Source organism: Pseudomonas sp. FR229a (genome assembly GCF_030209115.1).
In the GTDB taxonomy this organism is placed as follows: domain Bacteria; phylum Pseudomonadota; class Gammaproteobacteria; order Pseudomonadales; family Pseudomonadaceae; genus Aquipseudomonas; species Aquipseudomonas moraviensis_A.
The window spans coordinates 255,365-278,158 of the sequence record NZ_JARVSP010000025.1 but is presented as its reverse complement, the minus strand read 5'-3'; the positions used below and the strand labels follow the sequence as shown (position 1 = coordinate 278,158).

Below are 22,794 nucleotides of genomic sequence, written 5' to 3'. Positions count from 1 at the left end.
TTCGTTTTTTTAATCGAGCATCGAGCGCAGCTTGCGCAACAGGTCCACCGGCGCGTAGGGCTTGGCGATCAATTCGAATTCATTGTCAGTCAGCTCATCCGGCGTCGACTCGTCCGCGCAGTACCCGGTCGTGAGCAGGATTTTAATGGCCGGATAGCGTTGGCTGACTTCCCGCGCCAGTGCCAGCCCGTTCATCTCGCCAGGCATGACCAGATCGGTGAATACCAGGTCGTATTCGCTACTCTGCAACACGGCCAGTGCCTCGCTCGCATCAGCAACGAGGTCAGTGTGATAACCCTGTTCGGACAATACAAAGCGCGCCAGTTCAGCGACTTCGGCGCGGTCCTCGACGATCAGGATGCGCTCGGTACCCTTGAGGTTTTCGGCGGAGTAAGGCGCACCAGTTGCCGATGGCTGACTGTCGTCCGCCGGGAAGAACAGGCGCACCGTAGTGCCGAGTCCCGGCGTCGATTCGATTTTGACCACGCCGCCGGATTGCTTGACGAAGCCGTAGACCATCGAAAGCCCGAGACCGGCACCGTTGCCTTCTTCTTTGGTGGTGAAAAAAGGCTCCATCACTTTGTCGAGATCGTCGGCGGCTATACCCACACCGTTATCGGCAACCGCGATGCAGACGTAACGCCCCGCCGCCAGTCCGGCCTGATGCGGACCCGTCGGATCCGGTACATCGACGTTGCGGGTCTGCACGGTGATCGCAGGTTGCTGCTGGTCAACCAGCGCATCGCAGGCGTTGGAGAGCAAATGGTTCAGCGCCATCTCCGCCTGCGCCGGGTCGAGGCGGCAATTCCACAAATCCTCGGCCAATTCGAATTGCGGCTCCGGATCGCAGGATTCCGGTGCCGGCAGCGTTGACCGCTCGAGCAAGGCATTGAGATTGATCACCCGGCCCTCAAGCCGTTGCCGCCGGGAAAACGCCAGCAGATGCTGAGTCAGCAGACGGGCTTTTTCCGCCGCCGCACGGGCATGACCGGCGCCGACCACGATGCGCTGCGGGTCGATGCTCGGGCGTTTGGCGGTGTGCTGGATCAGCTCGATGTAGCCGATCATCACTTGCAGCAGGTTGTTGAAATCGTGGGCGATGCCACCGGTCAACTGCCCGAGTGCTTCCATGTTCTCGCTGTAACGCAAACCGTCCTCGGCGTCACGGCGTCGGCTGACGTCCATTTGCGAGGCGAAGAAATACACCAGTTGCCCGCGCTCGTTGAATAACGGCGCGATAAACAGCTCGTTCCAGAACGATGAACCGTCCTTGCGATAGTTGAGCACTTCCACGCAGGTTTCGTGGTGATGTTTCAACGCTTGTTTGACCTGTTGCAACACGGCGCGATCGGTCTGCTCGCCTTGCAGAAATCGGCAGTTGCGCCCGAGCACCTCTTCCCGCTCGTAGCCACTGAGTTCAAGAAAGGCATTGTTGGCAAAAATAATGGGATCATCGGCCTGCGCAGGATCGGTGACGATCATGGCCATGCGGCTGACCTGCACCGCCGCGAAGAACACATCTTTGCGCTCTTGCGAAAGGACCGCCACATCGGCTCGGTCGACGATCGGCCTGGAATTTCTAGGCAAGTTGACCTCCGCTGAGTTACTTCCGTTTCGCTGAGACCACCATCACCGATCGGAGTGCCGCGATCGAGCGCCGGCAGCGCAGGTGTCCGATGAGTTGCCGCAGACTGTCGAGGGATCCGAAGCGTGTCGCTGATTGTCGAAAGCACACCGAGCACTGCACGCGGTTATCGCGTTCGGCAGCCTGCATAGTCAAATCCGTACCGCCAGGGAGAACCACCGTGGATTTGTTGTTTCTGGGCACGTCAGCCGGCGTGCCGACCCGCCAGCGCAATGTCAGCGCCACGGCATTGATCGCGTCTGCGGGCAAGGGCTGGTACCTGATCGATTGCGGTGAAGGCACCCAGCATCAGGTGTTGCGCACACCGCTGTCGCTGAGCGAGCTGCGGGGTATTTTCATCACTCACGTGCACGCCGATCACTGCCTCGGCCTGCCGGGGTTGCTGGCGAGCACGGGCATGTCGGGGCGCACGCGGCCGCTGGATATTGTGCTGCCGACAGCGCTGCATCCGTGGCTGAAAATGAGCCTTGAGGTGACGCAATCGCATCTGCCCTTTGAGATCAACCTGCACGCCGTGGAAACGCTCACAGAGTGGCGCAACGTCAACGTTCAAGTGCAGACCGTCGAGCTGTCCCACCGTGTGCCGTGTCATGGTTATGTATTTACCGAGTCCGATCCGGAGCCGCGTCTGGACGTGCAGCGCCTCGAGGCCGAAGGCATAGAGCGCGGCCCGCTTTGGGGTCAGCTGGCCCATGGTCAGGACGTAGAGCACAACGGGCAGTTGTTGCATGCGCGGGATTACTTGCTCAGCTCACGACCTGATCGGCGCATCATTGTCTGCGGCGATAACGATCGCCCGGCACTGCTGGCCGAAGTGGCGCAATCGGCAGATGTGCTGGTGCATGAAGCGACATTCGTGCAAGCAGCGATCGACCGCGCTCGCGCCAGTTACGGCCACAGCAGCGCCGCCGCTGTCGCCGGTTTTGCCGAGTCCGCCGGCGTACGCAATCTGGTGCTGACGCATTTCAGCGCGCGCTATCAGGCCAATCCGGCTTTGAGTCCGTCGATCGAAGATGTGCGTAGTGAAGCGGCGTCGCTGTATCACGGCCAGCTGATTCTGGCGCGCGACCTGCAGCGTTATCACCTGGATCGGTCGGGACATTTGCAGCCGGTGGCGACTGAGCGCAAACCGCTGCAGGTCGCGCCATAATCCGCTACCGCTACCGCGTCCGCCCGGCTGACAGGCGGACGCTGGCACGCGGGCTTACTTCTTGGCTTCCTTGTCCGGATCCGCCGAGCGTTCGAGAAACGCTTCTGTCAGTTGCGGCAGGTGCTTGAGCAGCCATTCAGCCATGGCCACTTCCTGCGGCAGAATCTTTTCGCAGGCCTTCTGTGTCTGCTTGTCCCCCGCCGCTTTCGCCGCTGCAATAAGCACGGTGTAACTGGCGATTTCCATGTTTTCGAATACATAACCGGCCATGGCGCCCTTGATCACCTCGTCGCTCATCAAGGAGCCGCCGACGGCCTGACCGAACGCCATCAGCTTGCCGCCCAGGTCTTTGATCGTCGACGAATCACCGCCCAGGCGTTGCAGGCATTCGTCGATGAGTTTCTGCTGGCCGAGGGTTTCTTCGATGTGCTGATCAATGCGCGCCTTGAGCTTCGGGTAATGCTCCAGACGCTTGGACTGCGCCTTGAGCATCTGCTCGGCCTGTTGCTCCATAGCGTGGGCGTCACGCAGCCAGTCGAGCAGATTTTCCTGTGGAGTAGCCATTGTCGAGTCCTCTTCTTGATGATTCCCAATGATCAACCGGGGCGCGCCGTCGCATGTCAGGCGCGCCCCACGTGCCTTACAGCCCTGGTTTGGCCTGCGCGCCAGAGCCCAGGTCCGCACCGGTGACCGGTTCACTGTTGGGGTCGGACATGGTGCGCATCTTCATGTTTTCCAGCAGCGCTTCGTCGGCGCTGTCCAGTTGCACGGTGGCCAGGCCATCGCCGCCGTCGACTGCTGGCGTCGGGTCTTCGACAAACTCCCAATCGTCGCCCTGGTTCCAGGGACCGCGCATGCTTTCGGTGCCTTGCGACATGTTGAAGTACACGTTGGTGAACTCGGGCATGCCCGGCAGCTTGCCTTGCGGGAAGTTGGGCTGGATCGAGTGCAGGGCTTTTTCGAAAGACAACTGGTGGGCAATCTCGCGGGTCATCAGAAAGCCGAGCGCCTCTTTCACGCCGGGGTCATCGGTCACGTTCATCAAGCGCTCATAGACGATTTTCGCCCGTGCTTCCGCAGCGATATTGGAGCGCATATCGGCGGTGGGCTCGCCGATGGTATCGACGTACGCCGCTGTCCACGGCACGCCGGCCGAGTTGGTCAACGGTGAACCGGCACCGTACAGCAGGCTGGTGATGTGCGAGTCATTGCCGTTGCCATTGAGCGAGCGATACAACTCGCCCTCCTGCTCGACGCCTTCGGCCATCCGGCCTTTTGCGCCTTTGTTGAGCATGACGATGATCGAGCCAATGATCTCCAGGTGACTGAGTTCTTCAGTGGCGATGTCCATCAGCAGGTCTTTACGTCCCGGATCTTCCTCGGCCAGGGCTTGCGTGAAATAGCGCGAAGCCGCCGCCAGTTCACCTTGTGCGCCGCCAAACTGCTCGAGCAACAGATTGGCCAGCCCCGGATTAGGCTCGGCAACACGAACGGTGTATTGAAGTCGCTTGTTATGTAGAAACATGACAAATCTCCTCAGTCGGATAAGCGTGGCAAGTCGTCGGGTGAAAGCCTGCCTACCCTTTTGTGAAGCATTGTCTTTGCGGAAATTTCAAAAAAATTGCGGTAACAGGACAAATGGTTTGAACCGTATGGGCAAGTGAAACGGCGGCTTGCCGCTGGTACGACTCGCACTTGGTTAGATGGAACCAATGACAAAAGATCGGGTTGTCAGTCCGCGATTCGAACTGGCTGGGCCCACCTGGGTCAACGCAGCAAATGCACCAGCAACCCGACCAGCGCACAGCCCAGCAGCACCTGAATCACCCCGCGCTTGAAGCGAAACAGCGCAATGGCCGCGGCGATGGCAATCAATGCCGACGGCCAGTCCAGGCTGCCGCTGAAGCCCTGCGGCCAGAGCACGTGATAGCCGAAGAAACACGCCAGATTGAGAATCACCCCAACCACCGCGGCAGTGATGGCGGTCAGCGGCGCGGTGAACTTGAGTTCATCGTGGGTCGACTCCACCAGCGGGCCGCCGGCGAGGATGAACAGAAATGAGGGCAGGAAGGTGAACCACGTCACCAGCGCAGCGGCGACCGCGCCGGCGAGAAACACCTGATCGGCGCCAAACACCTGCGACACATAAGCCCCGACAAACCCGACAAACGCCACTACCATGATCAGCGGTCCGGGGGTGGTTTCGCCCAGCGCCAGGCCGTCGATCATCTGCGTCGGCGTCAGCCAGCCGTAGTGACCGACGGCGCCCTGATAGACATAGGGCAGCACCGCATACGCCCCGCCAAAGGTAAGCAGCGCAGCTTTGGTGAAGAACCAGCTCATCTGCGTCAGCGTGCCATGCCAGCCAAACAGCGCAGTCAACACGCCCATCGGCAATGCCCATAGCGCGGCGCCGATCACGGCGAGCATCGCCAGTTTCGTCCAACTGAAGCGGGCATGTGCTGGCGATGGCGTGTCGTCATCGATCAATGCCGGGCCGAAAGACTTGTTCGCCGCGCTATGCCCGCCGACCCTGAACTTCTCAGGCGCCAGTCGACCGCCGAAGTAGCCGATCACCGCCGCGCCCAGCACGATCAGCGGGAACGGCACATTGAGCACAAAAATCGCGGTAAACGACGCCGCCGCAATCGCCCACAGCCAATTGTTCTTCAGCGCCCGCGAACCGATGCGATGGGCCGCCTGCACAACAATGGCCGTTACCGCAGGCTTGATCCCATAAAACAAACCGGCCACCACCGGTACTTCACCGAAAGCGATGTACAGCCAAGAGAGGAAAATAAGGATGAACAGCGACGGCAACACAAACAACGCACCGGCCACAATCCCGCCCCAGCTTCGGTGCATCAACCAGCCAATGTAGGTCGCCAACTGCTGCGCCTCCGGCCCGGGCAGCAACATGCAGTAGTTCAACGCGTGCAGAAAACGCCGCTCGGAAATCCACCGCCGCCGCTCGACCAACTCCTGGTGCATGATCGAAATCTGTCCGGCCGGCCCGCCGAAACTGATAAACCCCAGCTTCAACCAGAACCAGAACGCCTCGCGCAAACTCACGACCTGCGGCTTCACCTCGCCACCACCCGCCAACGGCTGAACTTCACTCATCGAGCTGTCCTTTTGTGCAGTCGGCAGGTTGTACCCGAAAAGCGTCGCGAACAAAACGCCAGAAACGAAAAAGCCCCCGTAATCATCAATGATTACGGGGGCTTCGTCTTGTTCAATAATGGCGGAGAGATAGGGATTCGAACCCTAGGTACCGGTGAAGGTACAACGGATTTCGAATCCGTCCCATTCGGCCACTCTGGCATCTCTCCAACGGCGCGCATCATAACAACACTTTCGTTGGTTGCGAACCCCCCAAACGAAATTTTTTCCGTGCTATCAGATGCTTGCGTCGATTAAAGCGGTACACCCAGACGAGCGGCGACTTCTTCGTAGGCTTCGATGACGTCACCGAGGCCTTGGCGGAAGCGGTCCTTGTCCATCTTCTTCTTGGTGTCCTTGTCCCACAGACGGCAGCCGTCCGGGCTGAACTCGTCGCCGAGGACGATGGAGCCGTCGCTGAACACGCCGAATTCAAGCTTGAAGTCGACCAGCAGCAGGCCGGCGTCGTCGAACAGTTTGCTCAGGACTTCGTTGACCTTGAGCGACAGTTCCTTCATGCGCGCCAGTTGCTCGGCGGTGCCCCAGCCGAACGCCACGACGTGGGATTCGTTGATGAACGGGTCGCCTTTGGCGTCGTCCTTGAGGAACAGTTCGAAGGTGTACGGGTTGAGCTTCATGCCCTCCTCGACGCCCAGACGCTTGACCAGGCTGCCGGCGGCGTAGTTACGCACGACGCATTCGACCGGGATCATGTCGAGCTTCTTCACCAGGCATTCGTTGTCGCCCAGCAGTTTGTCGAACTGGGTCGGTACGCCGGCCGCTTCGAGCTTCTGCATGATGAAGGCGTTGAACTTGTTGTTCACCATACCTTTGCGATCAAGCTGTTCGATGCGCTTGCCGTCGAACGCCGAAGTGTCGTTGCGAAACAGCAGGATCAAGCGGTCAGCGTCGTCGGTCTTGTAAACCGATTTGGCTTTGCCGCGGTAGAGTTCTTCACGTTTTTCCATGATGGGCTCCGCTTGCTAAGTAGGTGGGCTAGGCGATGTGGCGCCAGTCGAGCCCTGAATCTTGATCGGCCAGTTGCAGCCAGTCCGGGTCGCACCCGAGGGTGTCGACAAAACATTGCCGGGCCAGCTGCGGCAGGTTGTTCTTGCTGCTCAGATGGGCCAGGACCAGGTGTTGCAAGCCCTGCCAGCCCAACTCGGCCACCAGGAATGCCGCCTGATGGTTGTTCAGATGTCCGCGTTCGCCGCCCACCCGCTGCTTGAGAAAGTACGGGTAGTGACCACGGGCGAGCATGTCGCGGCAATGGTTCGACTCGATCATCAATGCATCGAGGTCCCGGTAGCCATCCAGCACCCGCTCACAAAACGATCCCAGGTCGGTCAGCAGGCCGAAGCGCCGCTGTTCCTGATCGCTGAAGACGTACTGGGTCGGCTCCTGCGCGTCATGGGCCACGGCAATGACCCCGACGTTCAGTGCGCCGATCTGCATCTGCTCGCCGCCGGCCAGAAAGCCTGCCGGTTCAAGCGGTTTGCGCATCCCGCGCAGCGTGCCGCGACTCAGGTACACCGGCAGATTGTAGCGCCGAGACAGCAAACCCACGCCATGCACGTGGTCGGCATGTTCGTGGGTCACGAGTATCGCGCTCAGTTGCGCCGGGTGCACACCCAGGCGCAACAGACGTCTTTCGGTTTCCCGCAGGGAAAAACCACAATCCACCAGCACGTACGTATCGGCACTGGCGATCAGCGTGCCGTTCCCTTGGCTACCGCTGCCGAGAACGGCAAAACGCATATCGGATCAGCCCAGGTTGTCCTGAATCACGCTCAGCACTTTACGCGCGACATCGGCCGGCGCGACGGTGTTGATGTTCTTTTCGACGGTGACCTGGATGTTCTCGCCCACCTTGCTCAGGCGAACCTGATAACGCTCGGCGCGGGCTTCGACTTCTTCCTTGCTCGGCGCGCTGCCGAACAGGCCGCTGAAGAAGCCAGGCTTGTCGTCTTTGTTCTCGGCTTTTTCGGCCAGGTTGATGTAGTACAGGCCCAGGCTGCGGTTGATGTCTTCAACGCGCCATTCGCCCTGTTCCAGCGCACGGCCGACGCTCGACCAGGCGCGGTCCAGATCGGTACCGACGTTCAACACCGGGTTGCCGCTGCCGTCTTCGCTGAGGCTGACGCGGCTCGGTGCATCGAAATCACGCGAGGCCAGCATCGACACCGAACCACCCTTCTCGGAGGTGCGGCTCATGCTCGCGAGCATGTCGTCGACCAGCGCAGCGTCCAGGCCAGTGTTGACCGAACGGTTGGTGAAAGCCACGTCGGCCGTGCTGCCGGCAGGACGCTCGGCGCTGACCACGTAGATTTCACTGGTGTTGCGCTGCACGCCGGGTTCGATACGTACACGCACGCGGGTTTCGCTGTCGCTGGCGATACCGGCCGCGCTCAGGCGCTTGGCCATCGAAGCGGACAGTTCGTCGGAGTGCTGCCAGGTGGTAGTGAACTCACCGGTTTGCGGACGCTGTTCATCCAGACGGAAACCGTTGTCCTGGAAGAACTGCAGCGCCACTGGCCAGACTTCGGCCGGTGGATGCTGCGCCACGACCCAGCGCGAATCACCGCTTTTCTGCAGCGAGTAATCGGTGGCATCGGCAACCGCCGAAAGCGGCTGAGGACGCGGAACCACGTACTCGCCCGTCGCGGTGTCGTCGGCCACGTTGCGCGGGATCGGCAACAGCGGATCGAGACGCTTGGCAGTGCTCACATCCGGTGGCAATTGCATCGGTGCAGTCTGTTGCGCTTGCAGGTAATCGCTTCCACGGTCGCGGAAATAACCTTCCGGCCCCCAGACCCATCCGCAGCCACTGGTGCTGGAGATAATCAAGGCAAGTGCGGAAAGTCCGGCCATTCGCTTCATGCGTTGTACTTCCTCAATTAAACCAGGACGCTGCACTGGCGCAGGGCCGAGCGCAGCGTTTCATGACAAGGAGTGCTCAGCCAGGTCAGTGGCAGGCGGATGCCTTCGTGCATCAGGCCCATTTCGACCAAAGCCCACTTCACCGGAATCGGGTTGGCTTCGATGAACAGGTCCTTGTGCAGCGGCATCAGTTTTTCGTTGATTGCGCGTGCGGTGTCGGCGTCGCCTTTCAGCGCGGCCTCGCACAGGTCAGCCATTTCGCGCGGGGCGACGTTGGCGGTAACCGAGATGTTGCCCTTACCGCCGAGCAGGATCAGCTCGACTGCGGTCGGATCATCGCCGGACAACACGATGAAATCCTTGCTCACGCCATCGATGATCGCCTTGGCGCGTTGCAGGTCGCCGGTGGCTTCCTTGATGCCGATGATGTTCGGCACGCTGGACAGGCGAATAACGGTCTCGGCCTGCATGTCGCAGGAGGTGCGGCCGGGAACGTTGTAGAGAATCTGCGGAATGTCGACCGCTTCAGCGATGTGCTTGAAGTGCTGGTACAGACCTTCCTGGGTCGGCTTGTTGTAATAAGGAACCACCAGCAGGCAGGCATCGGCGCCGGCGGCCTTGGCGTTGCGGGTCAGTTCGACGGCTTCGCGGGTCGAGTTGGCGCCGGTGCCGGCGATGACCGGAATGCGCCCGGCAACCTGTTTGACCACGGCTTTGATGACGGCGATGTGCTCTTCTACATCAAGGGTGGCCGACTCGCCGGTAGTCCCGACGGCGACGATGGCATGGGTGCCGTTCTTGAGGTGGAAGTCCACGAGTTTGCTGAGGCTGTCCCAGTCAAGACGCCCTTGTGCATCCATGGGAGTGACCAGTGCCACCATACTGCCCGCAATCATGAAACCGCTCCTGCCGGAAAAAGAGAGCGGTAATGGTACTGGCGCCAAGATGCTTGCACAAGCGAAGTACTGCGCCGCCGCCATTCCCCTTGGCGCCGCTTTTCGCTACCCTTCAGACTTTGATCGGTACAGATCAGCTTGTACGCCGGGTTCCAGCCTCCCTTTTCGGCCTCCCAGGCCCCGTTCCTGCGTCGCATCGACGCGCTCCCGCACAGTGGAGCGAGCCGCGAGCGCAGGCCGGGTCTCTTTATACGGACCGCCAGAACAGGCACTCCCGACCAGCAACGCCCGTCAACCTACCGACCGCTCATCGCTTTAGGAATGCTGCATGTCCACCCCCACAGTTCGCGAACAATTCCTTGTCATCAGTGCCCTCGGCGCCAACCCCATGGAGCTGACCAACGTCCTGTGCCGCGCCAGCCATGAAAACCGCTGCGCCGTCGTCACCTCCCGCCTGACCCGCCACGGCGAGTGCAGCGCCCTGGTGCTGGAAGTTTCCGGTAGCTGGGACGCCCTGGCGCGCCTCGAAGGCAGCCTGCCGCTGCTGGCCAAGCGTCATGCGTTCACCGTCAACGTGGTGCGCAGCGCGGCGCTGGAAAATCGTCCGCAGGCCCTGCCTTACGTGGCCTACGTCAGCTCGGCCTATCGCCCGGACATCATCAATGAGCTGTGCCAGTTCTTCATGGACCACAACGTCGAACTGGAAAACCTCACCTGCGACACCTACCAGGCGCCCCAGACCGGCGGCACCATGCTCAACGCCACGTTCACCGTGACCCTGCCGGCCGGCACCCAGATCAGTTGGCTGCGCGATCAGTTCCTCGACTTCGCCGACGCAATGAACCTGGATGCCCTGATCGAGCCCTGGCGCCCACAAAACCCAATGTAAGGAAGCTTTCATGGCCGTTGTCATCGACCAACCGGTTGCGGATTTCACCGCGCCTGCGACCAGCGGGCAGACCGTCAGCCTGTCCGAACTCAAGGGCAAGCAAGTGGTGATCTACTTCTACCCGAAGGACAGCACCCCGGGCTGCACCACTCAGGGTCAGGGCTTTCGTGATCAATATGCGGCTTTCAAGGCTGCCAACACCGAAGTCTTCGGCATTTCCCGCGATAGTTTGAAGTCGCACGAAAACTTCAAAGGCAAACAGGAATTCCCCTTCGAGCTGATCAGCGACAAGGACGAGGCGGTTTGCCAGTTATTCGACGTGATCAAGCTGAAGAAGCTGTATGGCAAGGAATACCTGGGCGTCGATCGCAGCACGTTCCTGATTGACAAGGACGGCGTACTGCGTCAGGAATGGCGTGGCGTGAAAGTGCCGGGGCATGTTGATGCCGTGCTGGCGGCAGCTGAAGCTCTGAATAAAGCCTGATGTTTCTGTTGCGTCTTTGAAGACGCCTTCGCGAGCAGGCTCGCTCCCACAGTTGGAATGCCATCAACTGTGGGAGCGAGCCTGCTCGCGAATAGCCTCTCTGCAAAATCCGGATCAACCGCTAAAGCAACGGCGCCACCACCGGCTCCTTGCGCGGCCATGCATCCAGCACAGCCTTGAACAGCGTCGCCAGCGGGATCGCAAAGAACACGCCCCAGAATCCCCACAACCCGCCAAACAACAACACCGCACAGATGATCGCCACCGGATGCAGGTTGACCGCTTCCGAGAACAACAGCGGCACCAGCACGTTGCCGTCCAGCGTCTGAATGATTCCGTAGACCGCCATCAGATAAATGAACTGATCGCTCCAGCCCCACTGGAACAGCGCAATCAGCAGCACCGGCACGGTCACCACTACGGCGCCGACATACGGCACCACCACCGACAAGCCGACCAGCAACGCCAGCAGTGCCGCATAGTTCAGACCCAGGGCGATAAAAGCGATGTAGGTCACGCCGCCGCAAATCACGATCTCGATGCCTTTGCCACGAATGTAATTGGCGATCTGCCGGTTCATTTCCTGCGCTACGCGGGTGATCAACGCGCGCTCGCGGGGCAGATAGCCGCGCACCCACTCGCCGATCATCGCCCGATCCTTCAGGAAGAAAAACACCAGAATCGGCACCAGCACCAGGTAGATCATGATGTTCACCAGCAGCGGCAAACTCGACAGCGAGAACGTCAGCGCCCACTGGCCGAACTTGCCGATCTCGCCCCGCGCCGCTTCGATCGCTTGCAAGACTTGCTCGTCGGACACCAGATGCGGATAGCGCTCCGGCAATAGAAGCAGCAACGACTGCCACTTGGCGAGCATGCCTGGCAGTTCGTTGAACAGCGTGATCAACTGGTGCCACAACAGCGGCAGGACCACGACGATAAACAGCATCAGCGCGCCCATGAACAGCGCGAACACCAGCCCCACCGCCACGCCGCCGGGCACGCGCAGCCGCTCGAGTGTCACCACCAGGCCTTGCATCAGATACGCCAGCACCATGCCGGCGAGCACCGGGGCGAGCATGCCACCGAGGGTGAGCACGGCGGTGAAGGCGAGAACCAGCAGCACCGCCAGCACCACGGCTTCTTCATCGGAGAAGTAGCGCTGAATCCAGTCGCGTAACACTTTGAACATCAATAATCCCTTCGATTGTTAACGCGGTCGCTTCAGGCTTTCTTCAACCAGTAACGGTAGATCCCGGCCTCGTCCTCTTCACGCAGCAGCGCATGACCGGCCAGTTTGGCAAAGGTACGGAAGTCGCGCTGCGAACCGGCGTCCGTGGCGATCACCTTGAGCACGGCACCACTTGGCAGTTTATTGAGTTCCATTTTTGCCTTGAGCAACGGCAACGGACAGTTCAGGCCACTGGCGTCCAGTTCCACGTCATGGTCTACAGCGTCAGTCATTGCGTCACTCCGTTCGGGTTATCGAGCTGCCTAGAATATCTGGTCGCGGCTTCGGTGTCCGGCTACAGTAAGGTCTTTGTCCTTCAAGGCTTTGTGCATGACTTTTCTGCGCCCTACCCTGCTGACGCTCGCTTGCCTGCTCGCCTCACCAGGCTTTGCCGACGATCTGCCGTCACTTGGCGACGCCAGTTCTGCCATCGTCTCGCCGCAACAGGAATACCAGCTCGGCCGCGCCTGGCTGGCCATGCTGCGCAGTCAGGTTTCCCAGCTCAACGATCCACAGCTCAAGGATTACGTTGAATCCAGCGTGTACAAGCTCGTCGAGACCAGCCAGGTCTCCGACCGACGCCTGGAATTCATCCTGATCAACAGCCCGCAACTCAACGCCTTTGCAGCACCGGGCGGCGTGGTCGGGGTCAATGGCGGCCTTTTCCTCAACGCCCAGACCGAAGGCGAATACGCCTCGGTGCTCGCTCACGAATTGGCGCACTTGTCGCAACGTCACTTTGCTCGCGGAGTGGAAGCCTCACAACGCATGCAGGTGCCGATGATGGCCGCGCTGCTGGCCGGCATTGTCATTGCGGCGGCCGGTGGTGGGGATGCCGGCATCGCTACGATCGCCGGCACCCAGGCAGCGGCGTTGCAGGAACAACGGCGCTTCTCGCGGCAGAATGAACAGGAAGCCGACCGCATCGGCATTCTCAACCTGGAGAAGGCAGGTTACGACCCGCGCTCGATGCCGACCATGTTCGAACGCCTGATGCGCCAGTACCGCTTCGACGCCAAGCCGCCGGAATTCCTCCTGACTCACCCGGTTACCGAATCGCGGATCGCCGACACCCGCAACCGCGCCGAACAGGCGAAACCGGGCGGCATCGAAGACAGCATGCGCTACCAGTTGATCCGCGCGCGGGTGCAGTTGATCTACGAGGAAACCCCGGGGCTGGGTGCCAAGCGGTTCCGCGCCCTGCTCGATGAGAATCCGAAAAACGATGTCGCCCGTTACGGCCTGGCCATCGCCCAGATCAAGGGTGGCCAACTCAACGAAGCACGGGAGAACCTCAAGCAGTTGTTGACCAAATCGCCGAACGAGATCATCTACAACCTCGCGCAGGTCGATCTGGACATCACCAACAATCGTCTGCCCGATGCGCAGTCGCGAGTCGACCGCATGCTCACGCAATACCCGGGCAACTATCCGCTGAACCAGGTGCGCGTCGACCTTCTGCTGAAACAGAATCGCGCCGCCGATGCCGAGAAGGCGCTCGACAGTCTGCTCAAGTCACGCCCGGATGATCCGGACGTCTGGTATCAGGTTGCCGAAACCCGCGGCCTGTCGGGCAACATCATCGGTCTGCATCAGGCGCGGGCCGAATACTTTGCGCTGGTCGGCGACTATCGGCAGGCCATTCAGCAACTGGACTTCGCCAAGCGCAAGGCCGGCAGCAACTTCCCGCTGTCCTCGCGCATCGATGCCCGCCAGCGCGAGCTGATGGAGCAGGAGCGCATGGTCAAGGACATGATGGGCTGAGTCTTCCCGCAAGACATAAAGTGCAGACATAAAAAAACCGCCTCTTTCGAGGCGGTTTCTTTTTACCCTGTTGCGGGCTTATTCAGCCAGTTTGAAGGTGATGAAGCTGGCACGACCCTGACGCAGTACGCGCATCGACACCGACCGGTTCTTCGGCAACGCCTTGGCGATGTCGGTGAACTCCTTCGCCGAGCCAATGGCCTGGTTGTTCAGGTGGGTGATCACGTCACCCGGCTGCAGACCGATCAGCGCCGCAGGACCGTCCTGCACTTCCTTGATCACCACACCACCTTTAAGGTCGTAGGTTTTCTTCTGCTCAGCGGTCAATTCACCGACCGCAACACCGAGGCGGTTGCTGCTGCTTTCAGCGCCGGACTTCGGCAACGCGTTCAGCTCTTTGTCTTCGTCCGGAATCGCGCCGACAGTCAACTCGACGTTCTTGCGCTTGCCTTCACGAATCACTTCCAGATTTGCCTTGGCGCCAGCCTTCAGCGCGCCGACCAGATGCGGCAGATCAGCCGACATGACGATCGGCTGACCGTTCATGCTCAGGATCACGTCGCCAACCTGCAGGCCGCCCTTGGCCGCAGGGCCGTCATCCTGGATCTGCGCAACGAGGGCGCCGGCCGGCTTGTCCAGACCGAACGACTCGGCCAGATCCTTGTTCACTTCCTGAATGACCACGCCCAGCCAGCCGCGGCTGACTTTGCCACCACTCTTGAGCTGGTTGGAAACGTCCATCGCCACGTCGATCGGGATGGCAAACGAAACGCCCATGAAGCCACCGGAGCGGGTGTAGATCTGCGAGTTGATGCCGACCACTTCACCATTCAGGTTGAACAGCGGGCCACCGGAGTTGCCCGGGTTGATCGGCACGTCGGTCTGAATGAATGGCACATAGTTTTCGTTCGGCAGGCTGCGGCCGACGGCGCTGACGATGCCTTGGGTCACGGTGTGGTCAAAGCCGAACGGCGAACCGATCGCGACGACCCACTGGCCGGCTTTCAGGTCCTGGGATTTGCCGAGTTTGAGCACCGGCAGATCCTTGCCTTCGATTTTCAGCAATGCCACGTCGGAACGTGGATCAGTGCCGATCAGCTTGGCCTTCATCTCACTGCGGTCAGCCAGCCGGACGAGGATTTCGTCGGCATCGGCGATCACGTGGTTGTTGGTGAGAATGTAGCCATCCGGCGAAATGATGAAACCCGAGCCCAGCGATTGCGCTTCACGCTGGCGCCCGTCGCCACGGGGCGAGCGCTGCTGAGGCGGCATGCCGCGCTCGAAGAATTCGCGCAACATCGGTGGCAGGCCTTCCAGATCCGGCATCTGCTGATTGACGCGGCGGTCCGGCAGTTTCTGCGTGGTACTGATGTTCACCACCGCTGGCGAAGCTTGTTCGACCAACTGGGTGAAATCAGGCAGATCGGCCGCTTGCGCAGCAGGGACCGCCTGACCGAGCAACAGCACAGTGGCGAAGATGGAAAGGTAAGACTTCAAACTAGGTATCGACATACAGCTCCCGTTACGACGAGCAGGGTTAAGCGATATGGAGCAAAGGAACACCGGAAACCACAGACCGGCATTTTTGTTCCGGGAACAACAAACAAGGCCAGAGCCGTGAGGCTCTGACCTATAAAAAATTTTCAGGGGTTTTGCAAATGAAAATGCTCAGCAAACATTTCGACGTCTCGACGACGAAGTGGAAATGACTGAAATCAGCTCACTGCTTGCTGGTCGCAGCGCCATCGTTGTTACGCATCGATAGAGCGATTCGTTCGGCAGTACCAATCGGGATTTCGCCCACGACCGTGACCATCATTTCACCTTGCGGCGTGGTCAGGCGACGCGACACCGCGACGGTCGGACCCAACTGAGTGCGGGTGTCGGTGACGGTTGCACCGTTCAACGGCTCAAGAAACACGGAGAATCGCGCCAAGCCATCGTCGTACATCAGGCTGCTGACCTGGGTCTTGGTCTGCGCATCCTTGTGCGAACTGCTGCTGGTCAGCTCGAAGCCTGGCGGCAGCCAGTCCGAACGCCAGTTCTGCACGGTCTTCGCTGCGGAAGCCTTGTCATTGCCGATATTGATCGGCTTGCAATCGGCGTCTGCCAGCAATTCCTTGTCAGAAGGGATTTCATCAGTGTCGAGACTGGTGAACTGGAAACGTTCGAGCAACTGACCTTTATCGTTCAACAGCAACGACTTGAGCGGCAGCGCGGTTTTCTTGTCCAGATGCAGTTCGAAACCGTAACGGTGCTGATCACGAGGGGTCAGCGACACGATCACCGCGTCACGGCCGGCAACGCGCGACTTGCCGATAACCGCTAGGTCATACCAGTTCTTCAGCTTTTTGGGATCCAGCGCACGGGCGGCAGCGTTGGGTGAATCACCCAATCCCGCAATCAGGGTGCCGCTGACGCATTGAGTACGGCCATCAATGCGCACGACTTCCTGAGCCGAGCCGTCGAGCTGCAACAGCCGCTCGCGGACCTGACCATTCTGGACACGATGCCAGATGTTGTGCGTGGAAAAACTGCCGTTGCGCTCGTAAACGAAAGTACCGTTGAAGCTTTGCTGCTGCTCGGCCTGGCCCAGCCGGGTCAACCAATCCTGGGCCTCATCAGCGTGGGCTGGAACAACGAACCAGCCACTGAGCAGAAGCGAAAGTAGAGGGATGGCGCGCATGATCCTCCTTAACGGTTTTCCAGGCTTGCAGCACGTGCGTATGGCAGCGCGCTTTCAGTTCCCTTGAGTGCAGCCTGCTGAGCGTGCTGACGCAGATAGCCTGGCAGACGCTGATCATGCCAGCCTGGCTGACCTTGCAGAACGCCATTGGCCATCGGGCCAGTCGCTTCCGAGCTTTCGCTGTAACCAGCCAGAACTGCCGGACCCTTGACCTGTGGAGTGGCCAGAGTTGGCTGGTTCGACTGCTGCGCCAATTCGACGCCAGCGATTTCGTCCTGGTTGTACAGGCGAACACCGGCCAGAACAGCCACGGTCACCGAAGCGGCAACAGCGAGGCGACCCAGGTTACGCCATGGGCTGCGGGAAACTTTGGCCGGAGCCGTTTCGTCTTCCAGCGCAGCAGACACTGCCGCAGCGATATCCAGACGCGGAAGCAGCAGATCCTTGTGCATGGCTGCCCGAGCGATCTGGTAACGAGCCCAGGTCTCACGGGTATCAACATCATCCAGTGCGCTGAGCACTCGACGCAATTCCAGTTCGTCCGCTTCGTTATCCATCACTGCGGACAGCGATTCCTGCAGGGCTTCACGACTCATGGCGTTCCTCTCTTGGCTGTCGCCGCTGTCTCAGTTTTCCTGCAACAACGGTTGCAGGGCTTTGTCGATGGCCTCCCGAGCGCGGAAAATCCGGGAGCGCACGGTACCCACCGGACACTGCATGACGCTCGCAATGTCCTCGTAACTCAGACCATCGAATTCACGTAAAGTTAAAGCCGTACGCAAATCCTCTGGCAGTTGCTGGATGGTCCGATGGACAGTGCCTTCGATCTCATCCCGCAGCAACGCACGTTCTGGTGATTCGAGATCCTTGAGGCCGTGATCGCCATCGTAGAACTCTGCATCCTCCGAACTTACATCGCTATCCGGCGGCCGACGGCCGCGGGAAACCAGGTAGTTCTTCGCCGTGTTAATGGCAATACGGTACAGCCACGTATAAAACGCACTGTCACCGCGGAAATTTCCAAGTGCCCGATACGCCTTGATAAAGGCTTCCTGAGCAACGTCCTGGGCTTCATGGGTGTCGTGCACAAAACGCACGATCAACCCGAGAATTTTGTGCTGATATTTCAGCACCAGCAGATCGAAAGCTCGCTTGTCGCCACGCTGAACGCGTTCGACCAGCTGCTGATCCTCTTCCTGGGTTAGCATGAACACTCCTCGATAAGCCCGGAGGAGACTTGCATTACTAAACGACCAGACTTGCAAACATAGACTCGGGCTTTTCGCAAAAGTTCTCCCCCTCCAAGCAAGTTTCCTGCGGGCTCTGATTTGGCACGCACGAAAAACGCAGCGCGGGATAAACCGGCTGCGCGAATAATCTTGTTATCGGTTTCGCCGGCAGGAATCCAAACGCAGATTCCGCACTGAAGCCGACACTGTCCCTGGTTTCTGGCACCGTCTATTGATCTTGGGCCTTTGGCAAAAGTTCCAATTATTTATAGCCGGACCCACCTGACATTGCGCAACCGTGGGCGGAAAAGTCTGTTTCAGCGCCGATACAGGTGTCTTTTCCCACACACTGGGAAAAAAACTTCCGACGAAGCACAGCGCTTTTTACCCCGCTGTAGTCTCACAATGCCATCTGGGCCCGGCTATTGTGCCGTCCAACCCCTCTATATACTAGTGGGCTGTGTGGCTGTCTTGACTCGCCGATCCAGCTGTCTTGCGCCAACCCCGATCCGGGTCGCTTTGAGCGGAATCCTGAAATGAGCCAACAGTTCCAACACGATGTTCTGGTGATTGGCAGCGGTGCTGCCGGTTTGAGTCTCGCGCTGACCTTGCCCGGTCATCTGCGCATTGCCGTATTGAGCAAGGGCGATCTCGCCAACGGCTCGACCTTTTGGGCTCAAGGTGGGGTCGCCGCCGTGCTCGACGACACTGACACTGTCGAATCCCACGTCGACGACACCCTTAATGCCGGCGGCGGTTTGTGCCACGAAGATGCCGTGCGCTTCACCGTCGAGCACAGCCGCGAAGCCATTCAATGGCTGATCGACCAGGGCGTGCCGTTTACCCGCGACGAAAAGTCCGGCACCGAGGATGGCGGTTTCGAATTTCACCTGACCCGCGAAGGCGGCCACAGCCATCGGCGGATCATCCACGCGGCCGACGCCACCGGCGCTGCGATCTTCAAGACCTTGTTGGCCCGGGCCAAAGAGCGCGCGAACATCGAATTGCTGGAACAGCGTGTCGCCGTCGATCTGATCACCGAGCGCCGTCTGGGCCTGCAAGGCGAGCGGTGTCTCGGCGCCTACGTGCTGAACCGCGCCACCGGCGAAGTCGATACTTACGGCGCACGCTTCGTGATCCTCGCCTCGGGCGGCGCCGCCAAAGTCTACCTTTATACCAGCAACCCGGACGGCGCCTGCGGTGACGGCGTCGCCATGGCCTGGCGCTCCGGCTGCCGGGTGGCCAATCTGGAATTCAACCAGTTCCACCCGACCTGCCTCTATCACCCGCAAGCCAAAAGCTTCCTGATCACCGAAGCCCTGCGTGGCGAAGGTGCGCATTTGAAGCTGCCCAACGGCGAGCGCTTCATGCACCGCTTCGACAAACGCGCCGAGCTGGCGCCGCGTGACATCGTCGCGCGGGCCATCGACCATGAAATGAAGCGCCTGGGCATCGACTGCGTTTATCTCGACATCAGTCACAAGCCCGAATCGTTCGTCAAAAGCCACTTCCCGACTGTTTATGAGCGCTGCCTGGGCTTCGGCATCGACATCACCAGTCAACCGATCCCGGTGGTTCCCGCAGCGCACTACACCTGTGGCGGTGTGATGGTTGATCAGCACGGTCGCACCGACGTGCCCGGACTCTACGCCATCGGCGAAACCAGCTTCACCGGTCTGCACGGCGCCAACCGCATGGCCAGCAACTCGCTTCTGGAATGCTTCGTCTATGCCCGTTCGGCAGCGACAGACATTCTCGCGCAGCTGGATGATGTCGCGGCGCCGAGCGCCCTGCCCGTCTGGGACGCCAGCCAAGTCACCGACTCGGACGAAGACGTGATCATCGCGCACAACTGGGACGAATTGCGTCGATTCATGTGGGACTACGTCGGCATCGTGCGCACCAACAAGCGCCTGCAACGGGCACAGCATCGGGTGCGCTTGCTACTGGACGAGATCGACGAGTTCTACAGCAACTATAAAGTCAGCCGTGACCTGATCGAGCTGCGCAATCTGGCGCAGGTGGCCGAGTTGATGATCAGCTCGGCCATGGAACGCAAGGAAAGTCGCGGCCTGCATTACACCCTCGACTACCCGGACCTGCTGCCGGAAGCGCTCGACACTATTCTGGTGCCGCCCACCTACGCCGGCTGAACTTGAGCCGCACTCGCAGGCGTCGGTGCAGATCCGCCGCCTGCGAATCCCGTGGCACGCAGATCGATCTGACCCGCCATTCCCCGCGCAAGCGAAAACGCAGCACCACGATCAGCGGCAGCGCCAGGCTGTCCGGTCGTAACTGCGCGGCCTGCCAACCGCACGCCCGATTCCAGACCTGCCAGCCATCGCCGTCGCGTCGCAATCCGCAAAATGCATTCGGATGACTCAGCAGAATCTGCCGGGGCATCACCCAAAAGCCATGCAACAGACAGCCGGAAACACCGGCCAGACTGGCCCACAGCGGAATCGACAGTAGACACAACGAGCCCACGGCGAACGCCTGGGCCAACAGATACGCCGCCAGCAACTGCCGTGAGGCATGCCAGCGGCATTCGAACGTATTACTTGGGCTGAACACGATCCAGGATCATCCGGACCATGCGTTGCAGCTCAGGGTCTTCCGACTCGCTGCGCTCCATGAACCAGCCGAACATGTCCTGATCCTCACAGGTCAGCAAACGCACGTAGAGATCGCGATCCACCTGATTCAACGTTGCGTAAACCTCCTGCACGAACGGCACCAGCAACACGTCAAGCTCAAGCATCCCGCGACGGCTGTGCCAAAAGAGGCGATTCAGTTCAACTTGTTCGACCATGGAGCCCTCCTCGAATTTGCCGGGCAGTATACAGCCCCGGCGCGGGCCGCACAGTCGGCTTTGGTCGGGCACCCTTGATCCTTTATCAACTACCCATTTCAACCCTGCCCCCTTATGATGTGCCCCAGTCTATTTACCCTGCGATGACCCATGGCCGATTCTGCTTTTTTCTGCACCCTGTCTCATGAAGGCGTACTCGCGGTTCGCGGTGCGGACGCCGGAAAATTCCTGCAAGGCCAGTTGACCTGCAATATCAATTACCTGAGTGACACCCGCGCCAGCCTCGGCGCCCGCTGCACGCAGAAAGGCCGGATGCAGTCGAGCTTCCGTATCCTGCTGGAAGGTGACGGTGTGGTGATGGCGATGGCCAGCGAGCTGCTCGAGCCACAACTGGCCGACCTGAAAAAGTACGCGGTGTTCTCCAAATCGAAACTGACCGATGAAAGCGCCGCCTGGGTGCGCTTCGGCCTGGAGCATGGCGACGCAGCCTTGACCAGCCTCGGTCTGGCACTGCCGGCCGAAACCGATAGCGTCGTGCGCCACGAAAGCCTGATTGCGATTCGCGTCTCGCCCGAGCGCGCCGAACTCTGGGTGCCCGCCGTCCAGGCGCAAAACATCCAGAGCCAATTGTCCTCGACGCTGCCCGAGGGCGATCTGAATCAATGGCTGCTCGGCCAGATCCGCGCCGGTATCGGTCAGGTCATGCCAAGCACCCGCGAGCTGTTCATCCCGCAGATGCTCAATCTGCAGGCGGTCGGCGGCGTGAGTTTCAAGAAAGGCTGCTACACCGGCCAGGAAATCGTTGCGCGCATGCAGTACCTGGGCAAGCTCAAGCGTCGCCTGTACCGCTTGCGCCTTGACGCGGCTGAGCTGCCGGAGCCCGGCACTCAGTTGTTTGCCCCAAGCCACAACAGCTCGATCGGCGAAGTGGTGCTGGCGGCCAATGCCGAGGGAAACATTGAACTCCTGGCCGTGTTGCAGGCCGAAGCTGCCGAAGCCGGTGACTTGCATCTGGGCGCCCTCGAAGGCCCCGCGCTGCATCTGCTCGACCTGCCTTACGAACTGGATCGCGACCGCGAAATCCAGCGCTGATCGCAGCATTGTTGCGACACCCTAGAGAGTCCAAATGAGCGAACTGGCGGAAAAGGTCCAACAGGATTTGGTTGCGGCCATCGATAACGATGACCTGGTTCTGCCAACGTTGCCGGAAGTGGCCCTGCAAATCCGCAAGGCCGCCGAGGATCCGGAAATCAGCGTCAGCGATCTGAGCAAAGTCATCGGCCGCGACACTGCGCTGTCGGCGCGCCTGATCAAAGTGGTCAACAGCCCGCTGCTACGCGCCGCGCAGGAAGTCACTGACCTGCACACCGCCATCACCCGCCTGGGCATCAACTACAGCAGCAACCTGGCGATCGGTCTGGTCATGGAGCAGATCTTCAACGCCCGCTCCGAAGTGGTCGAACAGAAGATGCGCGAAGTCTGGCGCAGCAGCCTGGAGATCGCCGGTGTCAGTTATGCGCTGTGTCGTCGTCACACTCAGCTCAAGCCGGATCAGGCGGCGCTCGGCGGCCTGGTGCATCAGATTGGTGTGTTGCCGATTTTGACCTACGCCGAAGACCACAACGAGTTGCTCTCGGATGCGGTCAGCCTCACTCATGTGATCGAGCAGATTCATCCATTGCTGGGCGAGAAGTTGCTGCGGGTCTGGGAGTTTCCCGAACGGCTGGTGCAACTGCCATTGCTGTACGAGGACTTTCAGCGCGACTCGGCCAAAATCGATTACGTCGATTTGGTGCAAGTAGCGAACCTGTATTGCCGCAAGGGTACCGACCATCCTTTCGCGCGGATTGATCCGCTGAGTGTTCCGGCGTTCAGAAAGCTGGGGATTGATCCGGAGAACAAGCAATTTTGCGCGGATCTGGAAGAGTCGCGGTCGATGTTTTACTGATCCGGGACCGAGGCGCGG

Annotated in this window: 23 protein-coding genes and 1 tRNA gene; 7 read left to right on the top strand and 17 right to left on the bottom strand. The window is 60.1% G+C overall.

Features of this window, described 5'->3' with window-relative positions:
- Positions 1-9: 9 nt before the first annotated feature.
- Complete coding sequence (locus QRN33_RS21370; RefSeq protein ID WP_285409967.1) at positions 10-1,587, bottom strand: histidine kinase famiy protein; 1,578 nt, start codon at positions 1,585-1,587, stop codon at positions 10-12.
- A 218-nt stretch (positions 1,588-1,805) separates the two neighbouring features.
- On the opposite strand from QRN33_RS21370, the gene QRN33_RS21365 reads away from it, so the two are divergent.
- The gene (locus QRN33_RS21365; protein ID WP_042607418.1) at positions 1,806-2,795 is read left to right on the top strand and encodes a ribonuclease Z; all 990 of its coding nucleotides are present in this window, start codon (positions 1,806-1,808) and stop codon (positions 2,793-2,795) included.
- 54 nt (positions 2,796-2,849) lie between these two features.
- On the opposite strand, the gene QRN33_RS21360 is transcribed toward QRN33_RS21365, so the two are convergent.
- The 8 genes from QRN33_RS21360 to dapA all read right to left on the bottom strand — a co-directional run bounded on the left by QRN33_RS21360 (position 2,850) and on the right by dapA (position 9,733).
- Positions 2,850-3,359 (bottom strand): ferritin-like domain-containing protein, encoded by a 510-nt coding sequence (locus QRN33_RS21360; protein ID WP_083353366.1) that lies wholly within the window; start codon positions 3,357-3,359, stop codon positions 2,850-2,852.
- A gap of 76 nt (positions 3,360-3,435) precedes the next feature.
- Positions 3,436-4,320: a manganese catalase family protein gene (locus QRN33_RS21355; RefSeq protein ID WP_064362567.1), complete on the bottom strand. Its 885-nt coding sequence runs from the start codon at positions 4,318-4,320 to the stop codon at positions 3,436-3,438.
- A gap of 242 nt (positions 4,321-4,562) precedes the next feature.
- On the bottom strand, positions 4,563-5,918 hold the full coding sequence (chrA, locus tag QRN33_RS21350) for a chromate efflux transporter (protein ID WP_285409962.1): 1,356 nt from the start codon (positions 5,916-5,918) through the stop codon (positions 4,563-4,565).
- Positions 5,919-6,037: 119 nt separating this feature from the next.
- Positions 6,038-6,127, bottom strand: a tRNA-Ser gene (locus QRN33_RS21345).
- Between the two features lie 84 nt (positions 6,128-6,211).
- Positions 6,212-6,925 (bottom strand): phosphoribosylaminoimidazolesuccinocarboxamide synthase, encoded by a 714-nt coding sequence (gene purC, locus QRN33_RS21340; protein ID WP_016771262.1) that lies wholly within the window; start codon positions 6,923-6,925, stop codon positions 6,212-6,214.
- 28 nt (positions 6,926-6,953) lie between these two features.
- Positions 6,954-7,715, bottom strand: a complete 762-nt coding sequence (locus tag QRN33_RS21335) for an MBL fold metallo-hydrolase (RefSeq protein WP_042607414.1) — start codon at positions 7,713-7,715, stop codon at positions 6,954-6,956.
- Between the two features lie 6 nt (positions 7,716-7,721).
- Positions 7,722-8,837 carry an NlpB/DapX family lipoprotein gene (gene bamC / locus QRN33_RS21330; protein WP_042607413.1) on the bottom strand — a complete coding sequence of 372 codons (1,116 nt, stop codon included), beginning with the start codon at positions 8,835-8,837 and terminating at the stop codon, positions 7,722-7,724.
- A 17-nt stretch (positions 8,838-8,854) separates the two neighbouring features.
- Complete coding sequence (gene dapA, locus QRN33_RS21325) at positions 8,855-9,733, bottom strand: 4-hydroxy-tetrahydrodipicolinate synthase (RefSeq protein ID WP_042607412.1); 879 nt, start codon at positions 9,731-9,733, stop codon at positions 8,855-8,857.
- A gap of 328 nt (positions 9,734-10,061) precedes the next feature.
- Between dapA and QRN33_RS21320 the strand changes: the two genes are divergently transcribed.
- Positions 10,062-10,622: a glycine cleavage system transcriptional repressor gene (locus QRN33_RS21320; protein ID WP_042607411.1), complete on the top strand. Its 561-nt coding sequence runs from the start codon at positions 10,062-10,064 to the stop codon at positions 10,620-10,622.
- A 10-nt stretch (positions 10,623-10,632) separates the two neighbouring features.
- Positions 10,633-11,106 (top strand): peroxiredoxin, encoded by a 474-nt coding sequence (locus QRN33_RS21315; RefSeq protein ID WP_041478861.1) that lies wholly within the window; start codon positions 10,633-10,635, stop codon positions 11,104-11,106.
- 121 nt (positions 11,107-11,227) lie between these two features.
- On the opposite strand, the gene QRN33_RS21310 is transcribed toward QRN33_RS21315, so the two are convergent.
- Both QRN33_RS21310 and QRN33_RS21305 read right to left on the bottom strand, forming a co-directional pair.
- The gene (locus QRN33_RS21310) at positions 11,228-12,298 is read right to left on the bottom strand and encodes an AI-2E family transporter (protein ID WP_041478862.1); all 1,071 of its coding nucleotides are present in this window, start codon (positions 12,296-12,298) and stop codon (positions 11,228-11,230) included.
- 32 nt (positions 12,299-12,330) lie between these two features.
- Complete coding sequence (locus tag QRN33_RS21305; protein WP_042608134.1) at positions 12,331-12,570, bottom strand: sulfurtransferase TusA family protein; 240 nt, start codon at positions 12,568-12,570, stop codon at positions 12,331-12,333.
- Between the two features lie 97 nt (positions 12,571-12,667).
- On the opposite strand from QRN33_RS21305, the gene QRN33_RS21300 reads away from it, so the two are divergent.
- Positions 12,668-14,101, top strand: coding sequence for a M48 family metalloprotease (locus QRN33_RS21300; protein WP_042608135.1), 1,434 nt, complete (start codon positions 12,668-12,670; stop codon positions 14,099-14,101).
- A gap of 78 nt (positions 14,102-14,179) precedes the next feature.
- Here QRN33_RS21300 and QRN33_RS21295 read toward each other — a convergent pair whose 3' ends face one another.
- From QRN33_RS21295 to rpoE, 4 genes are all read right to left on the bottom strand, one after another.
- Positions 14,180-15,613: a DegQ family serine endoprotease gene (locus QRN33_RS21295; protein ID WP_042608136.1), complete on the bottom strand. Its 1,434-nt coding sequence runs from the start codon at positions 15,611-15,613 to the stop codon at positions 14,180-14,182.
- A gap of 208 nt (positions 15,614-15,821) precedes the next feature.
- On the bottom strand, positions 15,822-16,787 hold the full coding sequence (locus tag QRN33_RS21290; RefSeq protein ID WP_065615194.1) for a MucB/RseB C-terminal domain-containing protein: 966 nt from the start codon (positions 16,785-16,787) through the stop codon (positions 15,822-15,824).
- Between the two features lie 8 nt (positions 16,788-16,795).
- Positions 16,796-17,383, bottom strand: a complete 588-nt coding sequence (locus QRN33_RS21285; RefSeq protein WP_008077804.1) for a sigma-E factor negative regulatory protein — start codon at positions 17,381-17,383, stop codon at positions 16,796-16,798.
- A gap of 30 nt (positions 17,384-17,413) precedes the next feature.
- On the bottom strand, positions 17,414-17,995 hold the full coding sequence (gene rpoE, locus QRN33_RS21280; RefSeq protein ID WP_003172477.1) for an RNA polymerase sigma factor RpoE/AlgU: 582 nt from the start codon (positions 17,993-17,995) through the stop codon (positions 17,414-17,416).
- A 557-nt stretch (positions 17,996-18,552) separates the two neighbouring features.
- On the opposite strand from rpoE, the gene nadB reads away from it, so the two are divergent.
- Complete coding sequence (nadB, locus tag QRN33_RS21275) at positions 18,553-20,169, top strand: L-aspartate oxidase (protein WP_285409924.1); 1,617 nt, start codon at positions 18,553-18,555, stop codon at positions 20,167-20,169.
- Here the strand turns inward: nadB and QRN33_RS21270 are convergent.
- Both QRN33_RS21270 and QRN33_RS21265 read right to left on the bottom strand, forming a co-directional pair.
- Positions 20,138-20,590 carry a protein YgfX gene (locus QRN33_RS21270; protein ID WP_083353370.1) on the bottom strand — a complete coding sequence of 151 codons (453 nt, stop codon included), beginning with the start codon at positions 20,588-20,590 and terminating at the stop codon, positions 20,138-20,140. The genes nadB and QRN33_RS21270 overlap by 32 nt on opposite strands.
- Positions 20,574-20,828: an FAD assembly factor SdhE gene (locus QRN33_RS21265; RefSeq protein WP_007911418.1), complete on the bottom strand. Its 255-nt coding sequence runs from the start codon at positions 20,826-20,828 to the stop codon at positions 20,574-20,576. Before QRN33_RS21265 ends, QRN33_RS21270 begins: the two co-directional genes overlap by 17 nt.
- A 150-nt stretch (positions 20,829-20,978) precedes the next feature.
- Between QRN33_RS21265 and ygfZ the strand changes: the two genes are divergently transcribed.
- Both ygfZ and QRN33_RS21255 read left to right on the top strand, forming a co-directional pair.
- Positions 20,979-21,920 carry a CAF17-like 4Fe-4S cluster assembly/insertion protein YgfZ gene (ygfZ, locus tag QRN33_RS21260; protein WP_285409920.1) on the top strand — a complete coding sequence of 314 codons (942 nt, stop codon included), beginning with the start codon at positions 20,979-20,981 and terminating at the stop codon, positions 21,918-21,920.
- Positions 21,921-21,954: 34 nt separating this feature from the next.
- Positions 21,955-22,776 carry an HDOD domain-containing protein gene (locus QRN33_RS21255; protein WP_042608142.1) on the top strand — a complete coding sequence of 274 codons (822 nt, stop codon included), beginning with the start codon at positions 21,955-21,957 and terminating at the stop codon, positions 22,774-22,776.
- Positions 22,777-22,794: the final 18 nt, after the last annotated feature.

Bases quoted from the DNA above. Each gene is read 5' to 3' on its own strand.
- QRN33_RS21355 (WP_064362567.1), bottom strand. From the start codon at position 4,320: ATGTTTCTACATAACAAGCGACTTCAATACACCGTTCGTGTTGCCGAG.
- ygfZ (WP_285409920.1), top strand. From the start codon at position 20,979: ATGGCCGATTCTGCTTTTTTCTGCACCCTGTCTCATGAAGGCGTACTC.
- purC (WP_016771262.1), bottom strand. From the start codon at position 6,925: ATGGAAAAACGTGAAGAACTCTACCGCGGCAAAGCCAAATCGGTTTAC.
- dapA (WP_042607412.1), bottom strand. From the start codon at position 9,733: ATGATTGCGGGCAGTATGGTGGCACTGGTCACTCCCATGGATGCACAA.
- QRN33_RS21310 (WP_041478862.1), bottom strand. From the start codon at position 12,298: ATGTTCAAAGTGTTACGCGACTGGATTCAGCGCTACTTCTCCGATGAA.
- QRN33_RS21255 (WP_042608142.1), top strand. From the start codon at position 21,955: ATGAGCGAACTGGCGGAAAAGGTCCAACAGGATTTGGTTGCGGCCATC.
- QRN33_RS21290 (WP_065615194.1), bottom strand. From the start codon at position 16,787: ATGCGCGCCATCCCTCTACTTTCGCTTCTGCTCAGTGGCTGGTTCGTT.
- QRN33_RS21320 (WP_042607411.1), top strand. From the start codon at position 10,062: ATGTCCACCCCCACAGTTCGCGAACAATTCCTTGTCATCAGTGCCCTC.
- QRN33_RS21315 (WP_041478861.1), top strand. From the start codon at position 10,633: ATGGCCGTTGTCATCGACCAACCGGTTGCGGATTTCACCGCGCCTGCG.
- nadB (WP_285409924.1), top strand. From the start codon at position 18,553: ATGAGCCAACAGTTCCAACACGATGTTCTGGTGATTGGCAGCGGTGCT.
- QRN33_RS21360 (WP_083353366.1), bottom strand. From the start codon at position 3,359: ATGGCTACTCCACAGGAAAATCTGCTCGACTGGCTGCGTGACGCCCAC.
- rpoE (WP_003172477.1), bottom strand. From the start codon at position 17,995: ATGCTAACCCAGGAAGAGGATCAGCAGCTGGTCGAACGCGTTCAGCGT.
- bamC (WP_042607413.1), bottom strand. From the start codon at position 8,837: ATGAAGCGAATGGCCGGACTTTCCGCACTTGCCTTGATTATCTCCAGC.
- QRN33_RS21265 (WP_007911418.1), bottom strand. From the start codon at position 20,828: ATGGTCGAACAAGTTGAACTGAATCGCCTCTTTTGGCACAGCCGTCGC.
- QRN33_RS21295 (WP_042608136.1), bottom strand. From the start codon at position 15,613: ATGTCGATACCTAGTTTGAAGTCTTACCTTTCCATCTTCGCCACTGTG.
- QRN33_RS21285 (WP_008077804.1), bottom strand. From the start codon at position 17,383: ATGAGTCGTGAAGCCCTGCAGGAATCGCTGTCCGCAGTGATGGATAAC.
- QRN33_RS21305 (WP_042608134.1), bottom strand. From the start codon at position 12,570: ATGACTGACGCTGTAGACCATGACGTGGAACTGGACGCCAGTGGCCTG.
- chrA (WP_285409962.1), bottom strand. From the start codon at position 5,918: ATGAGTGAAGTTCAGCCGTTGGCGGGTGGTGGCGAGGTGAAGCCGCAG.
- QRN33_RS21300 (WP_042608135.1), top strand. From the start codon at position 12,668: ATGACTTTTCTGCGCCCTACCCTGCTGACGCTCGCTTGCCTGCTCGCC.
- QRN33_RS21335 (WP_042607414.1), bottom strand. From the start codon at position 7,715: ATGCGTTTTGCCGTTCTCGGCAGCGGTAGCCAAGGGAACGGCACGCTG.